The 17,012-nt window shown below is 69.2% G+C and carries 14 protein-coding genes; 9 read left to right on the plus strand and 5 right to left on the minus strand.

Translation table 11 applies throughout. The features are described from left to right. Window positions 1-112 precede the first annotated feature (112 nt). Both PKE84_RS19305 and PKE84_RS19310 read left to right on the plus strand, forming a co-directional pair. Window positions 113-1,012 (plus strand): sulfurtransferase, encoded by a 900-nt coding sequence (locus PKE84_RS19305; protein WP_271178862.1) that lies wholly within the window; start codon window positions 113-115, stop codon window positions 1,010-1,012. A gap of 9 nt (window positions 1,013-1,021) precedes the next feature. After that, window positions 1,022-1,456, plus strand: coding sequence for a SufE family protein (locus PKE84_RS19310; RefSeq protein ID WP_271178863.1), 435 nt, complete (start codon window positions 1,022-1,024; stop codon window positions 1,454-1,456). A gap of 9 nt (window positions 1,457-1,465) precedes the next feature. Here PKE84_RS19310 and PKE84_RS19315 read toward each other — a convergent pair whose 3' ends face one another. Further along, complete coding sequence (locus PKE84_RS19315) at window positions 1,466-2,641, minus strand: alpha/beta hydrolase family protein (RefSeq protein WP_271178864.1); 1,176 nt, start codon at window positions 2,639-2,641, stop codon at window positions 1,466-1,468. Window positions 2,642-2,739: 98 nt separating this feature from the next. On the opposite strand from PKE84_RS19315, the gene PKE84_RS19320 reads away from it, so the two are divergent. From PKE84_RS19320 to PKE84_RS19335, 4 genes are all read left to right on the plus strand, one after another. Next, complete coding sequence (locus tag PKE84_RS19320) at window positions 2,740-3,336, plus strand: DUF3000 domain-containing protein (protein WP_271178865.1); 597 nt, start codon at window positions 2,740-2,742, stop codon at window positions 3,334-3,336. After that, a complete protein-coding gene (locus PKE84_RS19325) occupies window positions 3,329-4,525 on the plus strand; it encodes an HRDC domain-containing protein (protein ID WP_271178866.1) in 1,197 nt (398 codons plus the stop codon). Before PKE84_RS19320 ends, PKE84_RS19325 begins: the two co-directional genes overlap by 8 nt. A 72-nt stretch (window positions 4,526-4,597) precedes the next feature. Next, window positions 4,598-5,803 carry a thiolase family protein gene (locus PKE84_RS19330; RefSeq protein WP_271178867.1) on the plus strand — a complete coding sequence of 402 codons (1,206 nt, stop codon included), beginning with the start codon at window positions 4,598-4,600 and terminating at the stop codon, window positions 5,801-5,803. Window positions 5,804-5,806: 3 nt separating this feature from the next. Next, on the plus strand, window positions 5,807-7,945 hold the full coding sequence (locus tag PKE84_RS19335) for a 3-hydroxyacyl-CoA dehydrogenase NAD-binding domain-containing protein (protein ID WP_271178868.1): 2,139 nt from the start codon (window positions 5,807-5,809) through the stop codon (window positions 7,943-7,945). Between the two features lie 33 nt (window positions 7,946-7,978). On the opposite strand, the gene PKE84_RS19340 is transcribed toward PKE84_RS19335, so the two are convergent. Beyond that, the gene (locus PKE84_RS19340) at window positions 7,979-8,632 is read right to left on the minus strand and encodes a TetR/AcrR family transcriptional regulator (RefSeq protein WP_271178869.1); all 654 of its coding nucleotides are present in this window, start codon (window positions 8,630-8,632) and stop codon (window positions 7,979-7,981) included. Between the two features lie 92 nt (window positions 8,633-8,724). Here PKE84_RS19340 and PKE84_RS19345 point away from each other — a divergent pair, with 92 nt between their 5' ends. Next, window positions 8,725-11,715, plus strand: a complete 2,991-nt coding sequence (locus tag PKE84_RS19345) for a glycoside hydrolase family 2 TIM barrel-domain containing protein (RefSeq protein WP_373877171.1) — start codon at window positions 8,725-8,727, stop codon at window positions 11,713-11,715. Between the two features lie 119 nt (window positions 11,716-11,834). Here the strand turns inward: PKE84_RS19345 and PKE84_RS19350 are convergent, their stop codons facing one another. Next, window positions 11,835-12,827 carry an aldo/keto reductase gene (locus tag PKE84_RS19350; RefSeq protein WP_271178871.1) on the minus strand — a complete coding sequence of 331 codons (993 nt, stop codon included), beginning with the start codon at window positions 12,825-12,827 and terminating at the stop codon, window positions 11,835-11,837. Continuing rightward, the gene (locus PKE84_RS19355) at window positions 12,824-13,219 is read right to left on the minus strand and encodes a MerR family transcriptional regulator (protein WP_271178872.1); all 396 of its coding nucleotides are present in this window, start codon (window positions 13,217-13,219) and stop codon (window positions 12,824-12,826) included. The genes PKE84_RS19350 and PKE84_RS19355 overlap by 4 nt, the downstream gene beginning before the upstream one ends. 93 nt (window positions 13,220-13,312) lie before the next feature. Between PKE84_RS19355 and PKE84_RS19360 the strand changes: the two genes are divergently transcribed. Together PKE84_RS19360 and PKE84_RS19365 are read left to right on the plus strand one after the other, a co-directional pair. Further along, window positions 13,313-14,485: a N(5)-(carboxyethyl)ornithine synthase gene (locus tag PKE84_RS19360; RefSeq protein ID WP_271178873.1), complete on the plus strand. Its 1,173-nt coding sequence runs from the start codon at window positions 13,313-13,315 to the stop codon at window positions 14,483-14,485. Between the two features lie 12 nt (window positions 14,486-14,497). Next, window positions 14,498-15,034: a dihydrofolate reductase family protein gene (locus PKE84_RS19365; protein WP_271178874.1), complete on the plus strand. Its 537-nt coding sequence runs from the start codon at window positions 14,498-14,500 to the stop codon at window positions 15,032-15,034. Window positions 15,035-15,055: 21 nt separating this feature from the next. Here the strand turns inward: PKE84_RS19365 and dxs are convergent, their stop codons facing one another. Continuing rightward, a complete protein-coding gene (gene dxs / locus PKE84_RS19370) occupies window positions 15,056-16,993 on the minus strand; it encodes a 1-deoxy-D-xylulose-5-phosphate synthase (protein ID WP_271178875.1) in 1,938 nt (645 codons plus the stop codon). Window positions 16,994-17,012 lie beyond the last annotated feature (19 nt).

Below are 17,012 nucleotides of genomic sequence, written 5' to 3' on the forward strand. Positions count from 1 at the left end.
TACGCCGGATAGCCTTGAACGTAAGTTCACAGAGTGTCGAGGTTCCCCAGCCTAATCCGACGCCGATGATTGTTACCCGTGCCCACGAGGCGCTCCCAGGAGGTACATCCGCATGACCATCGAGGCCGACCCGTCCCCCGATTTCGCCGACTACGCCCACCCCGAGCGGCTGGTGAGCACCGATTGGCTCCAGGAGCACCTCGGAGACCCGGGACTCGTCGTAGTCGAGTCGGATGAGGACGTCCTCCTCTACAACACCGGCCACATCCCCGGAGCGGTCAAGATCGACTGGCACACCGACCTCAACGACCCGGTGCAGCGCGACTACGTCGACGGCGAGCACTTCGCCGAGCTGCTCAGCCGCAAGGGCATCAGCCGTAACGACACGGTGGTCTTCTACGGTGACAAGAACAACTGGTGGGCCGCCTACGCTCTCTGGGTGTTCAGCCTGTTCGGCCACGAGGACGTGCGCCTGCTCGACGGCGGGCGCGACAAGTGGATCGCGGAGGGCCGCGAGATCACGAAGGTCGTCCCCGAGCGGGAACCGGTCGAGTATCCGGTCCCCGAGCGCGATGACACGATCATCCGCGCGTTCAAGGACGACGTCCTCGCGCACCTCGGCAAGCCGCTCATCGACGTGCGCTCACCCGAGGAGTACAGCGGCGAGCGCACCGAGATCCCCGGCTACCCCACCGAGGGCGCGCTGCGGGCCGGCCACATCCCGTCGGCCGCCTCGGTGCCGTGGGCGCGCGCCGCCGCTCCGGATGCCACGTTCAAGCGTCGTGCCGAGTTGGAGTCCATCTACCTGGGAGAAGCCGGGCTGAAGCCGGGCGACGACGTGATCGCCTACTGCCGCATCGGCGAGCGCTCCAGCCACACCTGGTTCGTGCTCACCCACTTGCTGGGCTTCGAGAACGTGCGCAACTACGACGGATCGTGGACCGAGTGGGGAAGCGCCGTGCGCGTTCCCATTGCGACCGGAAGCGAGCCGGGCGAGGTTCCCGCGACGTAAAATCGGATCATGACTGATTTGGCTCCGGCACTGGCGGAGATCCGCGACGACTTCCTGGCGCTCGAGCAGCCCGACCGGCTGGAGCTGCTGCTGGAGTTCTCCGAGGAGCTGCCCGAGCTGCCCGAGCGCTACCGCGACCATCCGGATCTGCTGGAGCGCGTCGAGGAATGCCAGTCGCCCGTCTACATCTTCGTGGAGGTGGACGGGGAGGGCATCGTGCACCTGCACGCGACCGCGCCACGAGAGTCGCCGACCACACGGGGTTTCGCATCGATCCTGGTGCAGGGCCTCGCCGGGCTGAGCGCGGACGAGGTGCTGGCGGTGCCCGACGACTACCCGCAGACGATCGGCCTCACCCAGGCGGTGTCGCCCCTGCGCATCCGGGGCATGTCGGCGCTGCTCGGCCGCACCAAGCGGCAGGTGCGCGAGAAGCTCGCCGCGTAGCGATCCGGCTCAGTCGATGTTCTCGGCGAGCCAGGCAGCGATCGACGACGTCCACCGCTCCTGGTCGTAGTTCCAGAGCTTCGTGTGCAGCGCGACGGCGAACGGCACCAGGGTCACGATGTCACTGCGGGCCTCCGCGAGCGCGCGGGATGCGGTCGAGGGCACGAAGCCGTCGTCGTCGCTGTGCAGGATGAGCGTCGGCAGGCTCAGGTCGGCCGCACGCGCCACGAAGTTCATGCTCGCCAGGTCGATGGGTGCGCCCTGGCCGGTGATCGGGCCGCCCCAGGCCGACTCGATGATGCGGAGCGCGCCCTGGGTGATCGGGTCGGGCAGTCGCAGCAGCTTCGCCTGGTATTCGAGCGTGTCGATCCAGTCGATCACCGGAGAATCGAGCACGATCCCGTGGATCAGGTCGACGGACGACGTGCGCGTGATGGTCTGGAGCACGACGGCGCCACCCATCGACCACCCCATCAGCACGATCGAACGAGCACCGCTGTCGGCCGCGAACCGGATGGCCGCGTCGATGTCGCGCCACTCGGTGCCGCCGAGGCCGTACCGTCGGTCCGCGCTCTCGGGCGCATCCCCGTCGTTGCGGTACGACGCGAGCAGGCACGTGTACCCCTGGTCGTGGAACGCGCGGACAGCGCGCAGCCCCTCCTGGCGGCTCGCCCCCCACCCGTGCACCTGGATCACCCAGCGGTCCGATCCGGCGTCGTCAGCGGAGGGGAACAGCCAGGCCGGCGCCTCGCCGAGATCGGTGTCGATGATCACGCTCTGCACCGGCAGGCCGAGCTCCTCCGGTTCGAGGTAGTAGTACCCCGTGATCCGGGCGCGCCACGTCGGCCGCAGCTCCCCGAACGCCACCGACTCGAGGGTGCGGGTCACCGAGCCGTTGACCTTCTCGATGACACCGCCGATCTTGGCGTAGCCGGTCTCGTCGTCGAACCAGAGGCCGTATCGGCCCGGCACAGCGGCATCGGGCGTGCTGCGCAGGGTGACGGTGCCGGCGTCCCGATCGACGGCCCTGACCGTCTGGTTCTGTGGCCTCTTGCGCACCGGAGTGATCACCGTGCGGGCGACGCGCGCCATCACGAATCCGGCTCCGGCGGCCGCCACCAGCGCGAGCCCTCCCGCGACGCCCGCGGCCGTCCACAACGTCTTCGCGATCATCGACCTCGCCATGGCAGCAGGGTAGCGCGCCACTCTCTGTTCGCGCTCAGGAGTTCTCCAGCGGCGTGCCTTACCACCGGGCACGAGAAAACGACTCTAGTGTTCGTATCGTGCCGACGACATCCTCCACTCCCAGCACTCCTCCGGAGTTCGCCGCGGCGCTGGAGACCATCCGTGGTGTGCAGTCCCGTTCCGAGCTCGTGATCAGCGAGATCCCGGCGCCGGGGCAGCTCGCTCCGTGGGCCGTCGCGCTCGCGGCCGACGTGCGCCCCGCGCGGCACGGGATCGACTCCGATCTCGGCACCGGACGGTTCATCCTGCTCTACGACCCCGATGAGCCCGAGGCCTGGGGCGGCCGTTTCCGCATCGTCTGCTTCGCGCAGGCGCCCCTCGAGACCGACATCGGCCTCGACCCGTTCCTCGCCGATGTCGCCTGGTCGTGGCTGGTCGACGCGCTCGACGCGCGGCACGCCAAATACACCGCGGCGAGCGGCACGGCGACCAAGATCATCTCGACCGGCTTCGGTGAGCTCGCCCGGCAGGGCGACGGCTCGCAGATCGAACTCAGGGCGTCGTGGACGCCGCTGGAGAACGACATCACGGCGCACGTCGAAGGCTGGGGCGAACTGCTCTGCATGCTCGCCGGACTCCCGCCTGCAGGCGAGGGTGTGAGCCTGCTCTCCACACGACGGAATCCGCGTGGCTGAACACACCGTCATCACCACCAGAGACGACTATCTAGCCGCGGTCGACGCGATCGCAGCGGGGAACGGCCCCATCGCCGTCGACGCCGAGCGCGCCTCCGGCTTCCGGTACTCGCAGCGCGCCTACCTCATCCAGGTGTTCCGGCGCGGCGCGGGCACGTTCCTGTTCGATCCGCCGGCGGTCGGCCGCTTCGACGAGCTGAACGCCGCCATCGCCGACGAGGAATGGGTGCTGCACGCCGCGACCCAGGACCTCACCTGCCTGCGCGAGGTCGGCCTCGACCCCCACACCATCTTCGACACCGAACTGGCGGCCCGCCTGCTCGGGATGCCCCGCGTCGGTCTCGGGACCGTGGTGGAGGAGCTGCTCGGCATCCACCTGGCCAAAGAACACTCGGCCGCCGACTGGTCGACCAGACCGCTGCCGGAGCCGTGGCTCGTCTACGCCGCCCTCGACGTCGAGCTCCTGCCCGACCTCCGCGACGCGATCGCCGCCCTGCTCGACGAGGCGGGCAAGACGGAGATCGCCCAGGAGGAGTTCGCCGACGAACTCGCGCGCGACCTCAAGCCCGTGCGCGCCGAGCCGTGGCGTCGGCTGTCTGGCATCCACTCGGTGCGCGGCATCCGCAACCTCGCCGTCGCCCGCGAGCTCTGGCTGAGCCGCGACGAGCTGGCGCGCGAGATCGACACCGCTCCCGGGCGCCTCGTGCCGGATGCCTCACTGACCGCCGCCGCTAAGGCGATGCCGGAGACCAAGCGCGCCCTCGCGGGCCTGCGCGAGTTCAACGGACGCGCGAGCCGCACCGAGATCGACCGCTGGTGGGCCGCCATCGAGGCAGGCCGCACGACGACCGACCTACCGGTCATGCGCGGCAACGGCGACACCCTCCCGCCCCCGCGTGCCTGGGCCGATCGCAACCCCGCGGCGGATGCCCGTCTCAAGGCCGCACGCGCCGCCGTCACCGCACTGTCGGAGGAGCGCGCGATCCCGGTCGAGAACCTGCTCACTCCGGAGACTCTGCGCCGGGTCGCGTGGGCTCCTCCGGCCGAGATCACCGCCGAGTCCGTCGGCTCCGCGCTGGCCGACTGGGGCGCACGACCGTGGCAGATTGAGGCAACCTCACAGATCATCGCCCAGGCGTTTGTGGAAGCCCACCAAAACGCGGCCGACACCGCCGAATCGGATTCGTAGAAAGAATCAAACGATTCTCGCCGCTCCGGGGCCCTCTTTAGGATCGATGCAGACCTGAAAGTGGGAGGCATTGTGGCCGATAGAGCTGATGTCGTCTTCGTCGACGGAGTACGCACTCCGTTCGGGCGAGCCGGCGAAAAAGGGCAGTACTGGAACACTCGCGCAGACGATCTAGTGGTCAAGGCCATGATCGAGCTGCTCGAGCGCAACCCGAACGTGCCCAAAGACCGTATCGATGACGTGGCCATCGCCGCGACGACCCAGCAGGGCGACCAGGGTCTGACCCTCGGCCGCACGGCCGCGCTGCTCGCCGGCCTGCCCAAGTCCGTGCCCGGCTTTGCCATCGACCGGATGTGCGCCGGCGCCATGACGAGCGTCACGACTCTCGGCTCCGGTATCGCATTCGGCGCGTACGACCTGGCGATCGCCGGCGGCGTCGAGCACATGGGACGCCACCCGATGGGCTTCGGCGCCGACCCCAACCCGCGCTTCCTTTCGGAGCGCCTGGTCGGCGAGGACGCGCTCAACATGGGTATGACGGCCGAGCGCATCCACGACCGGTTCCCTGCTCTCACCAAGGAGCGCAGCGACCGCTTCGCCATGCGCAGCCAGCAGAAGACCGCCGCGGCCTACGCCGCCGGCAAGATCCAGCCCGACCTCGTGCCGGTCGCCATCCGCTCCGAGAGCGGCTGGGGCCTCGCCACGCAGGACGAAGGCATGCGTCCCGAGACGAACATGGAGTCGCTCGCCACGCTGCGCACCCCGTTCCGTCCGCACGGCCGCGTGAGCGCCGGAAACTCGTCGCCTCTCACCGACGGCGCGACCGCGAGCCTCCTGGCCTCCGGAGACGCGGTCAAGGAGTTCGGTCTGCAGCCGAAGATGCGCATGGTGAGCTTCGCGTTCGCGGGCGTCGAGCCCGAGATCATGGGCATCGGCCCCGTGCCGTCCACAGAGAAGGCGCTGCGCAAGGCGGGCCTGACCATCGATGACATCGGCCTGTTCGAGCTCAACGAGGCGTTCGCCATCCAGGTGCTCTCGCTGCTCGATCACTTCGGCATCGACGACGAGGACGACCGCGTCAACAAGTGGGGCGGCGCCATCGCCGTCGGCCACCCGCTCGCCGCGAGCGGCGTGCGCCTGATGATCCAGCTCGCCCGCCAGTTCGAGGAGCACCCGGAGGTGCGCTACGGCCTCACCGCGATGTGCGTCGGCCTCGGCCAGGGCGGCAGCGTCATCTGGGAGAACCCTCACTACAACAAGCGCGCCCGGAAGGCCTGACACGTGACCGACTACTCCACCATCGACTTCAGCCCGCTCGTCGACCTGACCAGCGACGAGGTCGTCACCCACTCGTTCGTGAAGGACATCCCGCTGAAGAGCGGCAAGACCCTCGCGCTCGTCACCCTCGACAACGGGCGCGACCACACGCGCCCGAACACGATGGGACCGGCGACGCTGCTCGAGCTCGGCAAAACCTTCGACGAGCTGACCGAGCGGGCATCGCGAGGCGAGATCGATGCGGTCGCCGTCACCGGCAAGCCGTTCATCCTGGCCGCCGGGGCCGACCTCAGCCGCGTGGGCGACATCCCGAGCGTCGAGGTCGCGAAGCTGCTCCCCCAGCTCGGCCACTACGTGCTCGGCAAGCAGGCCGCCTTCGGCGTCCCGTCGTTCGTGTTCACCAACGGCCTGGCCCTCGGCGGCGGCGTGGAGATCGGCCTCAACGCCGACTACCGCACCATCGACCGGTCGGCCGCAGCCTTCGCCCTGCCCGAGGTCTTCCTCGGCCTCATCCCGGGCTGGGGCGGCGCGTACATCCTGCCCAACCTCATCGGCATCGAGAACGCCCTCAAGGTGATCGTCGAGAACCCGCTCAAGCAGAACCGGATGCTCAAGCCGCAGGACGTCTTCGACCTGGGCATCGCCGACGCGATCTTCGATTCGGCGAACTTCCTCGAGGACTCCCTGGCGTGGGCCGACAAGGTGCTGACCGGCGAGCTCACGGTGAAGCGACCGAACGTGCCGGGCAAGGTCGAGCGGATGGTCAAGTGGGACGCCGCTATCGGCATCGCCCGCAAGATGCTCGAGAGCCGCATCGGCACCGTTCCGAAGTCGCCGTACGCGGCGCTCGACCTGCTGAAGGCGGCCAAGTCCGGCACCAAGGAGGAGGGCTTCGCCCGCGAGGACGACGTTCTCGCCGAGCTCATCTCCGGTGACCAGTTCCAGGCGAGCATCTACGCGTTCAACCTTGTGCAGAAGCGCGCGAAGCGTCCCGCCGGCGCACCCGACCGGAAGGTAGCCAAGAAGGTCACCAAGGTCGGCGTGATCGGCGCCGGCTACATGGCCAGCCAGTTCGCACTGCTCTTCGTGCGCCGCCTGCGGGTGCCGGTCGTCATCACCGACCTCGACCAGGCGCACGTCGACAAGGGCGTCGCCTACATCCACGACGAGATCGGCAAGCTGCAGGAGAAGGGGCGCATCTCACCGGATGAGGGCAACCGGCTGCGCGCGCTGGTCACGGGCACGACCGACAAGTCGCTGTTCGCCGACGCGGACTGGGTCATCGAGGCCGTGTTCGAGGAGCTCTCCGTGAAGCAGGACGTCTTCGAGGAGATCGAGCAGTACATCTCCGACGACGCTGTGCTCGCGACCAACACCTCCTCCCTCTCGGTCGAGCAGATCGGCGCCAAGCTGAAGCACCCGGAGCGCCTCGTCGGCTTCCACTTCTTCACGCCGGTCGCCGTGATGCCCCTCATCGAGGTCGTCAACACCCCGAACACCGACGAGGCGACCCTGTCGACCGCGATGGTGACGGCGGCTGCCCTCAAGAAGAACGCGGTCATCACCGCCGACACCCCCGGGTTCGTGGTCAACCGCGTGCTGGCCAAGGTGCTCGGCGAGGCGATGCACGCGGTCGACGACGGCACCTCGTTCGAGACGGTCGACAAGGCGTTCGCGCCGCTCGGCCTGCCGATGCCGCCGTCGGCCCTGCTCGACCTGGTCGGGCTCAAGGTCGGCGCGCACGTGCTCGACACGCACCACGCCGCCTTCCCCGACCGGTTCTACCGCAGTGAGAATCTGCACAAGCTGGCCGAATACGGCACCCTGCTCGAGAAGGACTCGAAGGGCAAGATCAAGGGCGTCGACAAGCAGGCGGCCAAGATCATCGCGGGCGGCACGAACCCGTGGTCGGAGGAGGAGATCCTCCGCCGGCTCGAAGACGGGCTGGCCGACGAGATCCACCGGATGCTCGTGGACGACACGGTCGTCGCGGCACCGGAGGACATCGACCTCTGCATGATCCTCGGCGCCGGCTTCCCATTCCAGATGGGCGGCATCACCCCGTACCTCGATCGCGTCGGGGCGTCGGAGCGCGTCTTCGGAGACACGTTCCACCACCCGCCCGTGAAGGGCGTCGCCTAGGCGGCACGCGGTTCCCTTCGAAGGGGCGGATGCTCAGGCATCCGCCCCTTCGTCGTCTGCGCTCACGATCACGAGGTCGAGGTAGGCGCGCAGCGCGTCGGCCGCGTGGATGCGGTCGGGGGCGTACAGCCACTGCAGCTGGATGCCCTCCCACAGCGCGACGACGCTGGCCGCTGCCATCGCCGGGTCGACACCGCTGCGCAGCCGGCCCTGCCTGCGCACCTCCTCGAATTCCGCCGTGTACCCGGCGCGCAACGAGTCGTAGCGGCGCAGGAAGAACTCGCGCCCCGGATGCCCGTCTGTGACGCCCTCGGCCGAGAGCACGCTGTACAGCGCGATCAGCCCGGGGATGCGCTCGTTCGCGGCGGCCCGCGCCACCATGGCCGCGTCGAACGGCACGGCGGCGTTCTCGTCGGCGTTTTCGGCGGTGTCGGCGGCGGCCGTCTCGGCTGCAGGGGTCTCGTCGCGCCGCTCCAGCACCGCGAGCAGCAGTTCCTCCTTGCTGGCGAAATGGTGCTGCAGGTTCGAGAGGCTGATGCCCGCCGCCCCGGCGATCTCGCGGAGCGAGCTGGCCTGGTAGCCGCGCGTGGAGAACATCCGGTACGCCTCATCGACGATCTGGCGCCGCCGTTCGGCGCTCTTCGCGTAAGGTCCGCGTGCTCGGCCCGCGGGGCTGTCGGTGTCCATCTCTCTAAATTAGGTCATCCGATCGGTTTTCGGATAGCGTCGACTCCACGAACCCTCGCACGACGCCGTGACCGAACTGGAGCACCGTGACCATCGCATCCACCTCCTCCGTGCCGTACCTCGCCGACACCGCACCTGGCCGTGGCCCGCGGCGGCCGCCCCGCTCCTGGTTGCACTCGGATGCGCCGACCCTCTCGCTCGACGGCGCGTGGCTGTTCCGGCTCTCCCCCGTCGCTCCCGCCGACGAGGACCTCGCCGACGACGGCTTCGACGACAGCGACTGGGACACCATCCCGGTCCCGTCGCACTGGGTGCTGGAAGGCGACGGAGCGTACGGCCGGCCGATCTACACGAACGTGCAGTTCCCGTTCCCGATCGACCCGCCGCACGTGCCCGACGAGAACCCGACCGGCGACTACCGACGGCGCTTCACCCTGCCCGCCGACTGGAGCGCGGCCGAGCGCATCCTGCTCCGCTTCGACGGCGTGGAGTCCCTGTACAAGGTCTGGCTGAACGGCATCGAGATCGGCATCGCGACCGGCAGCAGGCTGGCCACCGAATTCGACGTCACCGACGCGGTGCGGCCGGGCGAGAACGTTGTCGCCGTGAGAGTGCACCAGTGGTCACCGGCCAGCTACCTCGAAGACCAGGACCAGTGGTGGCTGCCGGGCATCTTCCGCAGTGTGACGCTCGTCGCGCGCCCCGCGGGCGGCATCGACGACGTCTGGCTGCGCGCCGGCTACCGCGACGGCGCCGGCACGCTCGACGCCGAGCTCACCGCAGACCCCTCGGCCTTCCCGATCACGCTGAGCGTTCCGGAGCTCGGAGTGGAGCGGACCTGGCAGACGCCCGACGAGGTCGGGCCGATCGCCGTCGACACCGTCGAGCCGTGGTCGGCCGAGCGTCCCCTGCTCTACGAGGCGACCGTCTCGTCTGCGGCGGAGACGATCACGCTGCGCGTCGGTTTCCGCACGGTGGAGATCCGGGGCGACCGCTTCCTCGTCAACGGGAACCGCGTCGTGTTCCACGGGATGAACCGGCACGAGGCGCATCCCGACCGCGGCCGCGTCTTCGACGAGGAGCACGCCAGGGCCGACCTCGCCCGCATGAAGCAGTTCAACGTGAACGCGATCCGCACCAGTCACTATCCGCCGCATCCGCGCCTGCTCGATCTCGCGGACGAGCTCGGGTTCTGGGTGATCCTCGAGTGCGACCTCGAGACGCACGGTTTCGAGAAGGGCGGCTGGCGTGGCAACCCCAGCGACGACCCCGCGTGGCGCGACGCCTACCTCGACCGGATCCGGCGCACCGTCGAGCGGGACAAGAACCACCCCAGCATCGTGATGTGGTCGCTCGGCAACGAGTCGGGCACGGGAGCGAACCTCGCCGCCATGTCGGCCTGGGTGCACGCCCGCGACACCGGACGCCCCGTGCACTACGAGGGCGACTACACCGGGGAGTACACCGACGTGTACTCCCGGATGTACCCGACCGTCATCGAGACGGCCGAGATCGGCACCGACGGCTCTCGCGCGCCGCTCCTGAACTGCACGCCTGCGCAGGGCGCACGGCAGCGCACCAAGCCATTCATCCTGTGCGAATACGCGCACGCCATGGGGAACGGGCCGGGCGCGCTCGACCAGTACGAGCAGCTCGTGCACGAGCATCCGCGCCTTCACGGCGGTTTCGTGTGGGAGTGGCGCGACCACGGCATCCGCACGACGACCCCCGAGGGCGCCGAGTTCTTCGCGTACGGCGGGGATTTCGGGGAGGTCGTGCACGACGGCAACTTCGTGATGGACGGGATGGTGCTGAGCAACGACGTGCCGACGCCCGGCCTGCACGAGTACAAGGCCGTCGTGCAGCCCATCCGGTTCGTGTTCGACGTTGACGCGGTGGCACTCACCAACCTGCGGCACTCGGCGGATGCGTCGGACCTGCGATTCCGCTGGCGTGTCGAGCACGACGGGGCCGTGGTGCGCACCGGCGAGCTCGACGTTCCAGAGCTGGAGGCAGGCGCGACCGTGCTGGTGCCGCTGCCCGAGGTGCCCGTCGCACACGACGCGGAGACCTGGCTGACCGTCGACGCCGAACTGCGCGACGACGTCGCGTGGGCTCCCGCCGGGCACATCGTCGCCAGCGCGCAGGTCGATCGATCGGCGCGCATCCCGGTGCCGGCCGCACCGACCGTGCCGCTCCGGTCGGGGGATGCAGCAGCACCGGCATCCGGCACACTCACCCTCGGCCCGGCGTCGTTCGAGAACGGCCGGCTGGTGTCGCTCGGCGGTCGTCCCGTGTCCGGGCCGCGCCTGGAGCTCTGGCGCGCACCCACTGACAACGACGAGGGCGCCGCGTACAGCGACCCCACCGGATCCGACGGCAGCGTCGTCGGCGTCTCCAGCGCGAGCCTCTGGCGCGAGCAGGGCCTCGACCGGCTCACCCGGCGACTGGTGTCGTCGTCGGGCGACGCGACGAGCCTGCGCACCGTCGAGCGTGTCAGCGCGGCAAACGCCCTCGCGTCGGTGTCGGTGGAGTCGACCTGGACGCTGAACGACGGCGAGCTCGAGTTGCGCGTCGAGATCCTGCCGTCGGCCGGATGGAACACGGTGTGGCCGCGCATCGGCGTGCGGTTCGATCTGCCGGACGACGCGACGGCCGTCGACGGAGCGAGCTGGTTCGGGCTCGGCCCGCTGGAGTCGTACCCCGACAGCATCCACGCCGCCGCAGTCGGCCGTTACGAGTCGACCGTCGACGACCTGTCGGCGGACTACGCGCGCCCGCAGGAGACGGGGCACCGATCGGCCGTGCGGCGTCTCACGCTCCGTGCCGGCGAGGCCGACGTGCTCGCTCTGACGTTCCTGCCGGACACGCGGGGGCGCCGCCCCGGCTTCACGCTGAGCAGGCACACCCCGCAGCAGCTTGCGGCGGCCGGGCATCCGTTCGAGCTGCCCGCGAGCGACACGACCTACCTGTTCGTCGACGCGGCACAGCACGGACTGGGCTCCCGCGCCTGCGGCCCCGACGTCTGGCCCGAGTACGCGCTACGACCCGAAGCGCGCACCCTGCGCATCCGCTTCGCCTAGCTCTCTTTTCGTTGAGGGGCGGCGAACGCACCGAAACACGCCGGTGGAACCTGCGTTAGCCGCCCCTCAACGAGACCGAGCCCTCCGAGACCGAGCCCGACGAGACCGGCCGTGCGGAGCTACTTGTTGAGCGGACTCATGTCCGCATAGCGGTCGCCGACCGCCGGGGCCACCTCGGCGAGGCGCTCGAGCTGATCCGCCGAGAGCACCAGCTCGTCGGCCTTCACATTCTGCTCGAGGTTGGCGACGCGTCGCGTGCCCGGGATGGGCGCGATGTCGTCGCCCTGGGCGAGCAGCCACGCCAGCGCGACCTGTCCTGGCGTCGCGTCGAGTTCCTTCGCCACGGCGTCCACCTGCTCGACGATCCGGATGTTCGCCTCCAGGTTGTCCCCCTCGAAGCGCGGGTTGAAGCGGCGGAAGTCGTCATCGGCCAGCTCGTCGAGCGAACGGATGGTCCCCGTGAGGAAGCCGCGGCCGAGCGGCGAGTACGGCACGAAGCCGATCCCGAGTTCGCGCACGGTCGGAAGCACCTCGGCCTCCGGATCGCGCGTCCACAGCGAGTACTCGGTCTGGATCGCCGTCACCGGATGCACGGCGTTCGCGCGCCGGATGGTCGCCGGCGCCGCCTCGGACAGCCCGTAGTGACGGATCTTGCCCTCCTGGATCAGCTCGGAGAGGGCGCCGACGGTGTCTTCGATCGGCGTTCCCGGGTCCATCCGGTGCTGGTAGTAGAGGTCGATGTAGTCGGTGTTCAGGCGGCGGAGCGAGCCCTCGACCGAGAGCCGCACGTTCTCGGGCGAGCCGTCGAGTGTGCGGACCGGCTGGCCGTTCTCCTCCGGGACGCGGTGGTTGATGGTGCCGAACTTCGTCGCGATCACGACCTCGTCGCGGTGCCCGGCGAAGGCCTTGGCGAGCAGTTCCTCGTTGCGGTACGGGCCGTACATCTCGGCGGTGTCGAACAGCGTCACGCCGAGCTCCATGGCACGGTGGATGGTCGCGATCGAGCCGGCGTCGTCAGCGCCCGCGCCCGTGTAGAAGGCGGACATGCCCATGCAGCCGAGGCCCAGGCGTCCGACCTCGAGCTTCTCGGTTCCCAGTGTGATCTTCTTCATGCGGTTACCTTTTCTTGATAGAGGCCGATCTTGTAGTCGATGGCGGCGAGACTCGCCGTCATCTCCTCGAGCTGGCGCACCACGTTCATCCGGTGGATGAGCAGGAGTTCGAGCCGGTCTGCGACGCTGTCGTCACCGCGGCGGGCGAGCTCGACGTATTCGCGCATCTTGGCGATGGGCATCGAGGTCAGCCGCAGCTTGGTGAGGAAGATCACCCAGTTCACGTCGGCCTCCGTGTAGCGCCGGTGCGTCGACGATGCGCGATCGACGGGCGCGAACATCAGCCCCTCGCGCTCGTAGTAGCGCAGCGTGTGCGTCGAGAGACCCGTGCGGGCCGCGACGCCGGAGATCGACAGTGTGCCGGTGAGCGCCGTCTCGGAAGATTCGGTCATACGAGCCACGATAAGACTTAGAGCGCACTCTAAGTCAATTGCGGGCTTAGTCTGGGAGAACGGAGCCACCGCGGCGCCCACGAGGGAGCCATCATGTCGGCCGATTCCATTCTTTCCGTCCCGCTCACGCTCGGCGTGCTCGCGACCTCCGCGAAACCGGATGAGCGGCGACTGCCACTGCACCCGGCTCGCCTCGACCGCATCCCGGCCGAACTGCGTGAGCGGATCGTGCTCGAGAGCGGCTACGGCTCGCGGTTCGGCGTCGACGACGACGACCTACGTCCGCTGGTGGGCCGGATCGCCTCGCGCGCCGAGGTCATCGCCTCCGCCGACGTCGTGCTGCTGCCCAAGCCGCAGCCCTCCGACCTCGACGACCTGCGCGACGGCCAGGTGCTGTGGGGCTGGCCGCACTGCGTTCAGGACCGCGAGATCACGCAGCGCGCCATCGACAAGCACCTCACGCTGATCGCGTTCGAGGCGATGAACCACTGGACCAGCAAGGGGAACTTCGCCCTGCACGTGTTCCATGTGAACAACGAGCTCGCCGGCTACTGCTCGGTCGTGCACGCTCTCGGGCTCGTCGGCCGCACCGGCGACTACGGGCGGCGGCTGAACGCGATCGTCATCGGCTTCGGGGCCACGGCGCGCGGAGCGGTCACGGCCCTCAACGCGCATGGCGTCCACGACGTGCAGGTGCTGACCAACCGCGAGGTCGCGGCCGTCGGCTCCCCCATCCACTCCGTCCGGATCGTTCAGTTCGACCACGACGACGACGCGCCCCACCTCAGTCACGTGATCACCGATCACGGACGCGTCCCGCTCGCGCCGTTCCTGGCCGAGGCCGACATCGTGGTGAACTGCACGCTCCAGGATCCGAACGCGCCGCTCACCTACCTGCAGGAGTCCGACCTCGCCGCCTTCACGCCGGGCAGTCTGATCGTCGACGTCTCGTGCGACGAGGGGATGGGGTTCAGCTGGGCACGGTCGACCACCTTCGACGACCCCATCTTCGAGGTCGGTGACCACGTGCAGTACTACGCCGTCGACCACAGCCCCTCGTACCTGTGGGACTCGGCGACCTGGGAGATCGGCGAGGCGCTCACACCGTTCCTCGAGGTCGTGATGGGCGGGCCCGAGGCGTGGCAGGCCGACCCGACCATCCGGCGCGCGATCGAGATCCAGGACGGCCTGATCGTGAATCCGGCCATCCTCACCTTCCAGAATCGCGAGCCGCTGCCGCCGTACCGGGATGTCCTCCGTCGCTGATACCGTCGCGGCATGGCTCTCACCCAGTACTACGTCGCCTCGTCCATCGACGGCTTCATCGCCGACTCCTCCGACCGCATCGACTGGCTGCTGCAGTTCGGGTTCGAGGCGTTCGACGAGCACTATCAGCGCTTCCTCTCCGGCATCGGCGCCATCGTGATGGGTGCGGCGACGTACGACTTCCTGCTCGCCGATCCGTCTCTCCAGTGGCCGTACGCGGGCATCCCGACCTGGGTGGTCACGCACCGCTCGCTCCCGGTGGTCGAGGGCGCCGACATCACCTTCTTCGAGGGCGACCTGGCGCAGCTCGATACCGAGCTACGCGACACCGCCGGCGATCGTGACGTGTGGGTGGTCGGCGGCGGTTCGATCGCCGCTCAGTTCGCCGACGCGGGGCTCCTCGATGAGCTGCACGTCACCTACATGCCGGTGCTGGTGGGGTCGGGCAAGCCGCTGCTGCCCGTCTCCGAGGTGAGCCGCCCGCTCGAGCTGCTGCGCACCACGCCGTTCACCGGCGGGGCGATCGAGCACGTCTACCGGGTCGCCTGACCCGACGAGCGCTCGCGGCGGCTATGCGTCGAGGTGGCGCTCGCTGAGCTCGTCGGCCGGGAGCGGCCGAGCGATCGGGATGCGGCTGCCGAGCACCTGCGCCACGAGGTCGCGCGCGATCTTCTGCGGCGTCAGGCCGGCCTCTTCGAGGATCTGCTCGCGGGTGGCGTGATCGATGAACTCGTCGGGAAGGCCGAGCTCGTCCACCGCCGTGTCGATGCCGGCCTCGCGGAGGTCCTGACGCACCCGGGTGCCGATACCGCCCACCCGGATGCCGTCCTCGATGGTGACGACGATGCGGTGGTCGGCGGCGAGGGACAGGATGCTGCGGGGAACGGGCACCACCCAGCGCGGGTCGACGACGGTCGCACCGATGCCCTGGGCGGCGAGACGTTCGGCGACGGTGAGTCCGAGGGACGCCATGGGGCCGACCGCGACGATGAGGACGTCTTTGCGCTCCCCTTCGGCCAGCACGTCGACTCCGTCGTCGGTGCGGCGAACCGCCTCGATGTCGGGGCCGACCGAGCCCTTCGGGAACCGCAGGACCGTCGGCGCGTCGTCGACGACGACGGCCTCGGCCAGCTCCTCGCGGAAGCGCGCGGCATCCCGCGGTGCCGCGAGCCGGATGTTCGGCACGACCTGCAGGATCGCCAGATCCCAGATGCCGTGGTGACTGGGGCCATCCGGGCCGGTGACCCCGGCCCGATCGAGCACGAACGTCACCCCGGCGCGGTGCAGCCCGACATCCATCAGCACCTGATCGAAGGCGCGGTTGATGAAGGTGGCGTACACGGCGACGACCGGATGCAGCCCGCCGAAGGCGAGCCCGGCCGCACTCGTCGCCGCGTGCTGCTCGGCGATGCCGACATCGTGCACGCGCTCGGGGAAGCGCTCCGCGAACTTGTGCAGGCCGGTCGGGCGCAGCATCGCCGCGGTGATCCCCACGATCTTCGGGTTCTTTTCGGCCAGCTTCACGATCTCGTCGGCGAACACCGACGTCCATGACGGCTTGCTCGAACTCTCGATGGGCTCGCCGGTCTCGGGATCGATCTGTCCGACCGCGTGGAACTGGTCGGCGGCGTCGCGCAGGGCGGGCTCGTAGCCGCGGCCCTTCTGCGTGATGGCGTGCACGATGACCGGCGCGCCGTAGTTCTTGGCCTGCCGGAGCGCCTCTTCCATCGCCTCGATGTCGTGGCCGTGCACCGGCCCGATGTACTTGATGTCGAGATTGGAGTAGAGGGCTTCGTTGTTGGAGAAGCGGCTGAGGAAGCCGTGCAGTCCACCGCGCACGCCGCGGTAGAACGAGCGCCCGGGGCCGCCCAGCCGGTCGAACGCCTTGCGGCTGCTCAGGTACAGACTGCGGTAGCTGCGCCGGGTGCGCACGGTGTTGAGGAAGCGGGCCATGCCGCCGATCGTCGGGGCGTACGAGCGTCCGTTGTCGTTGACGACGATGATCAGGCGACGGGTGTTGTCGTCACTGATGTTGTTGAGCGCCTCCCACGTCATGCCGCCGGTGAGCGCGCCGTCGCCGACCATCGCGATGACATGCCTGTCGTTCTGACCCGTCATGGCGAAGGCGCGCGAAATGCCGTCGGCCCACGAGAGGGAACTCGAGGCGTGGGAGCTCTCGACGATGTCGTGCTCGGACTCCGAGCGCTGCGGGTAACCGGCGAGGCCGCCCTTCTGACGCAGCATGCTGAAGTCCTGCCGGCCGGTGAGCAGCTTGTGCACGTACGACTGGTGGCCGGTGTCGAACACGATCGCGTCCCTGGGCGAGTCGAACACCCGGTGGATGGCGATCGTCGCCTCGACGACGCCGAGGTTCGGGCCCAGGTGACCGCCGGTCTTCGCCACGTTCGCGACGAGGAACGCCCGGACCTCCGCCGCGAGCTGGACGAGCTGCTCCTCGGAGAGACCGTCGAGATCGCGGGGACCGTGGATGGTCTCGAGGATGCTCATGGGTTCGAGTCTAGGCGCG

The organism is Leifsonia poae (genome assembly GCF_027921845.1).
GTDB classification, from domain to species: Bacteria; Actinomycetota; Actinomycetes; order Actinomycetales; family Microbacteriaceae; genus Leifsonia; species Leifsonia poae.

What these genes read in the sequence shown, in the direction of transcription:
- PKE84_RS19305 (WP_271178862.1), top strand. Translation starts at nt 113, where the DNA reads ATGACCATCGAGGCCGACCCGTCCCCCGATTTCGCCGACTACGCCCAC.
- PKE84_RS19310 (WP_271178863.1), top strand. Translation starts at nt 1,022, where the DNA reads ATGACTGATTTGGCTCCGGCACTGGCGGAGATCCGCGACGACTTCCTG.
- PKE84_RS19315 (WP_271178864.1), bottom strand. Translation starts at nt 2,641, where the DNA reads ATGGCGAGGTCGATGATCGCGAAGACGTTGTGGACGGCCGCGGGCGTC.
- PKE84_RS19340 (WP_271178869.1), bottom strand. Translation starts at nt 8,632, where the DNA reads ATGGACACCGACAGCCCCGCGGGCCGAGCACGCGGACCTTACGCGAAG.
- PKE84_RS19350 (WP_271178871.1), bottom strand. Translation starts at nt 12,827, where the DNA reads ATGAAGAAGATCACACTGGGAACCGAGAAGCTCGAGGTCGGACGCCTG.
- PKE84_RS19355 (WP_271178872.1), bottom strand. Translation starts at nt 13,219, where the DNA reads ATGACCGAATCTTCCGAGACGGCGCTCACCGGCACACTGTCGATCTCC.
- PKE84_RS19360 (WP_271178873.1), top strand. Translation starts at nt 13,313, where the DNA reads ATGTCGGCCGATTCCATTCTTTCCGTCCCGCTCACGCTCGGCGTGCTC.
- PKE84_RS19365 (WP_271178874.1), top strand. Translation starts at nt 14,498, where the DNA reads ATGGCTCTCACCCAGTACTACGTCGCCTCGTCCATCGACGGCTTCATC.
- dxs (WP_271178875.1), bottom strand. Translation starts at nt 16,993, where the DNA reads ATGAGCATCCTCGAGACCATCCACGGTCCCCGCGATCTCGACGGTCTC.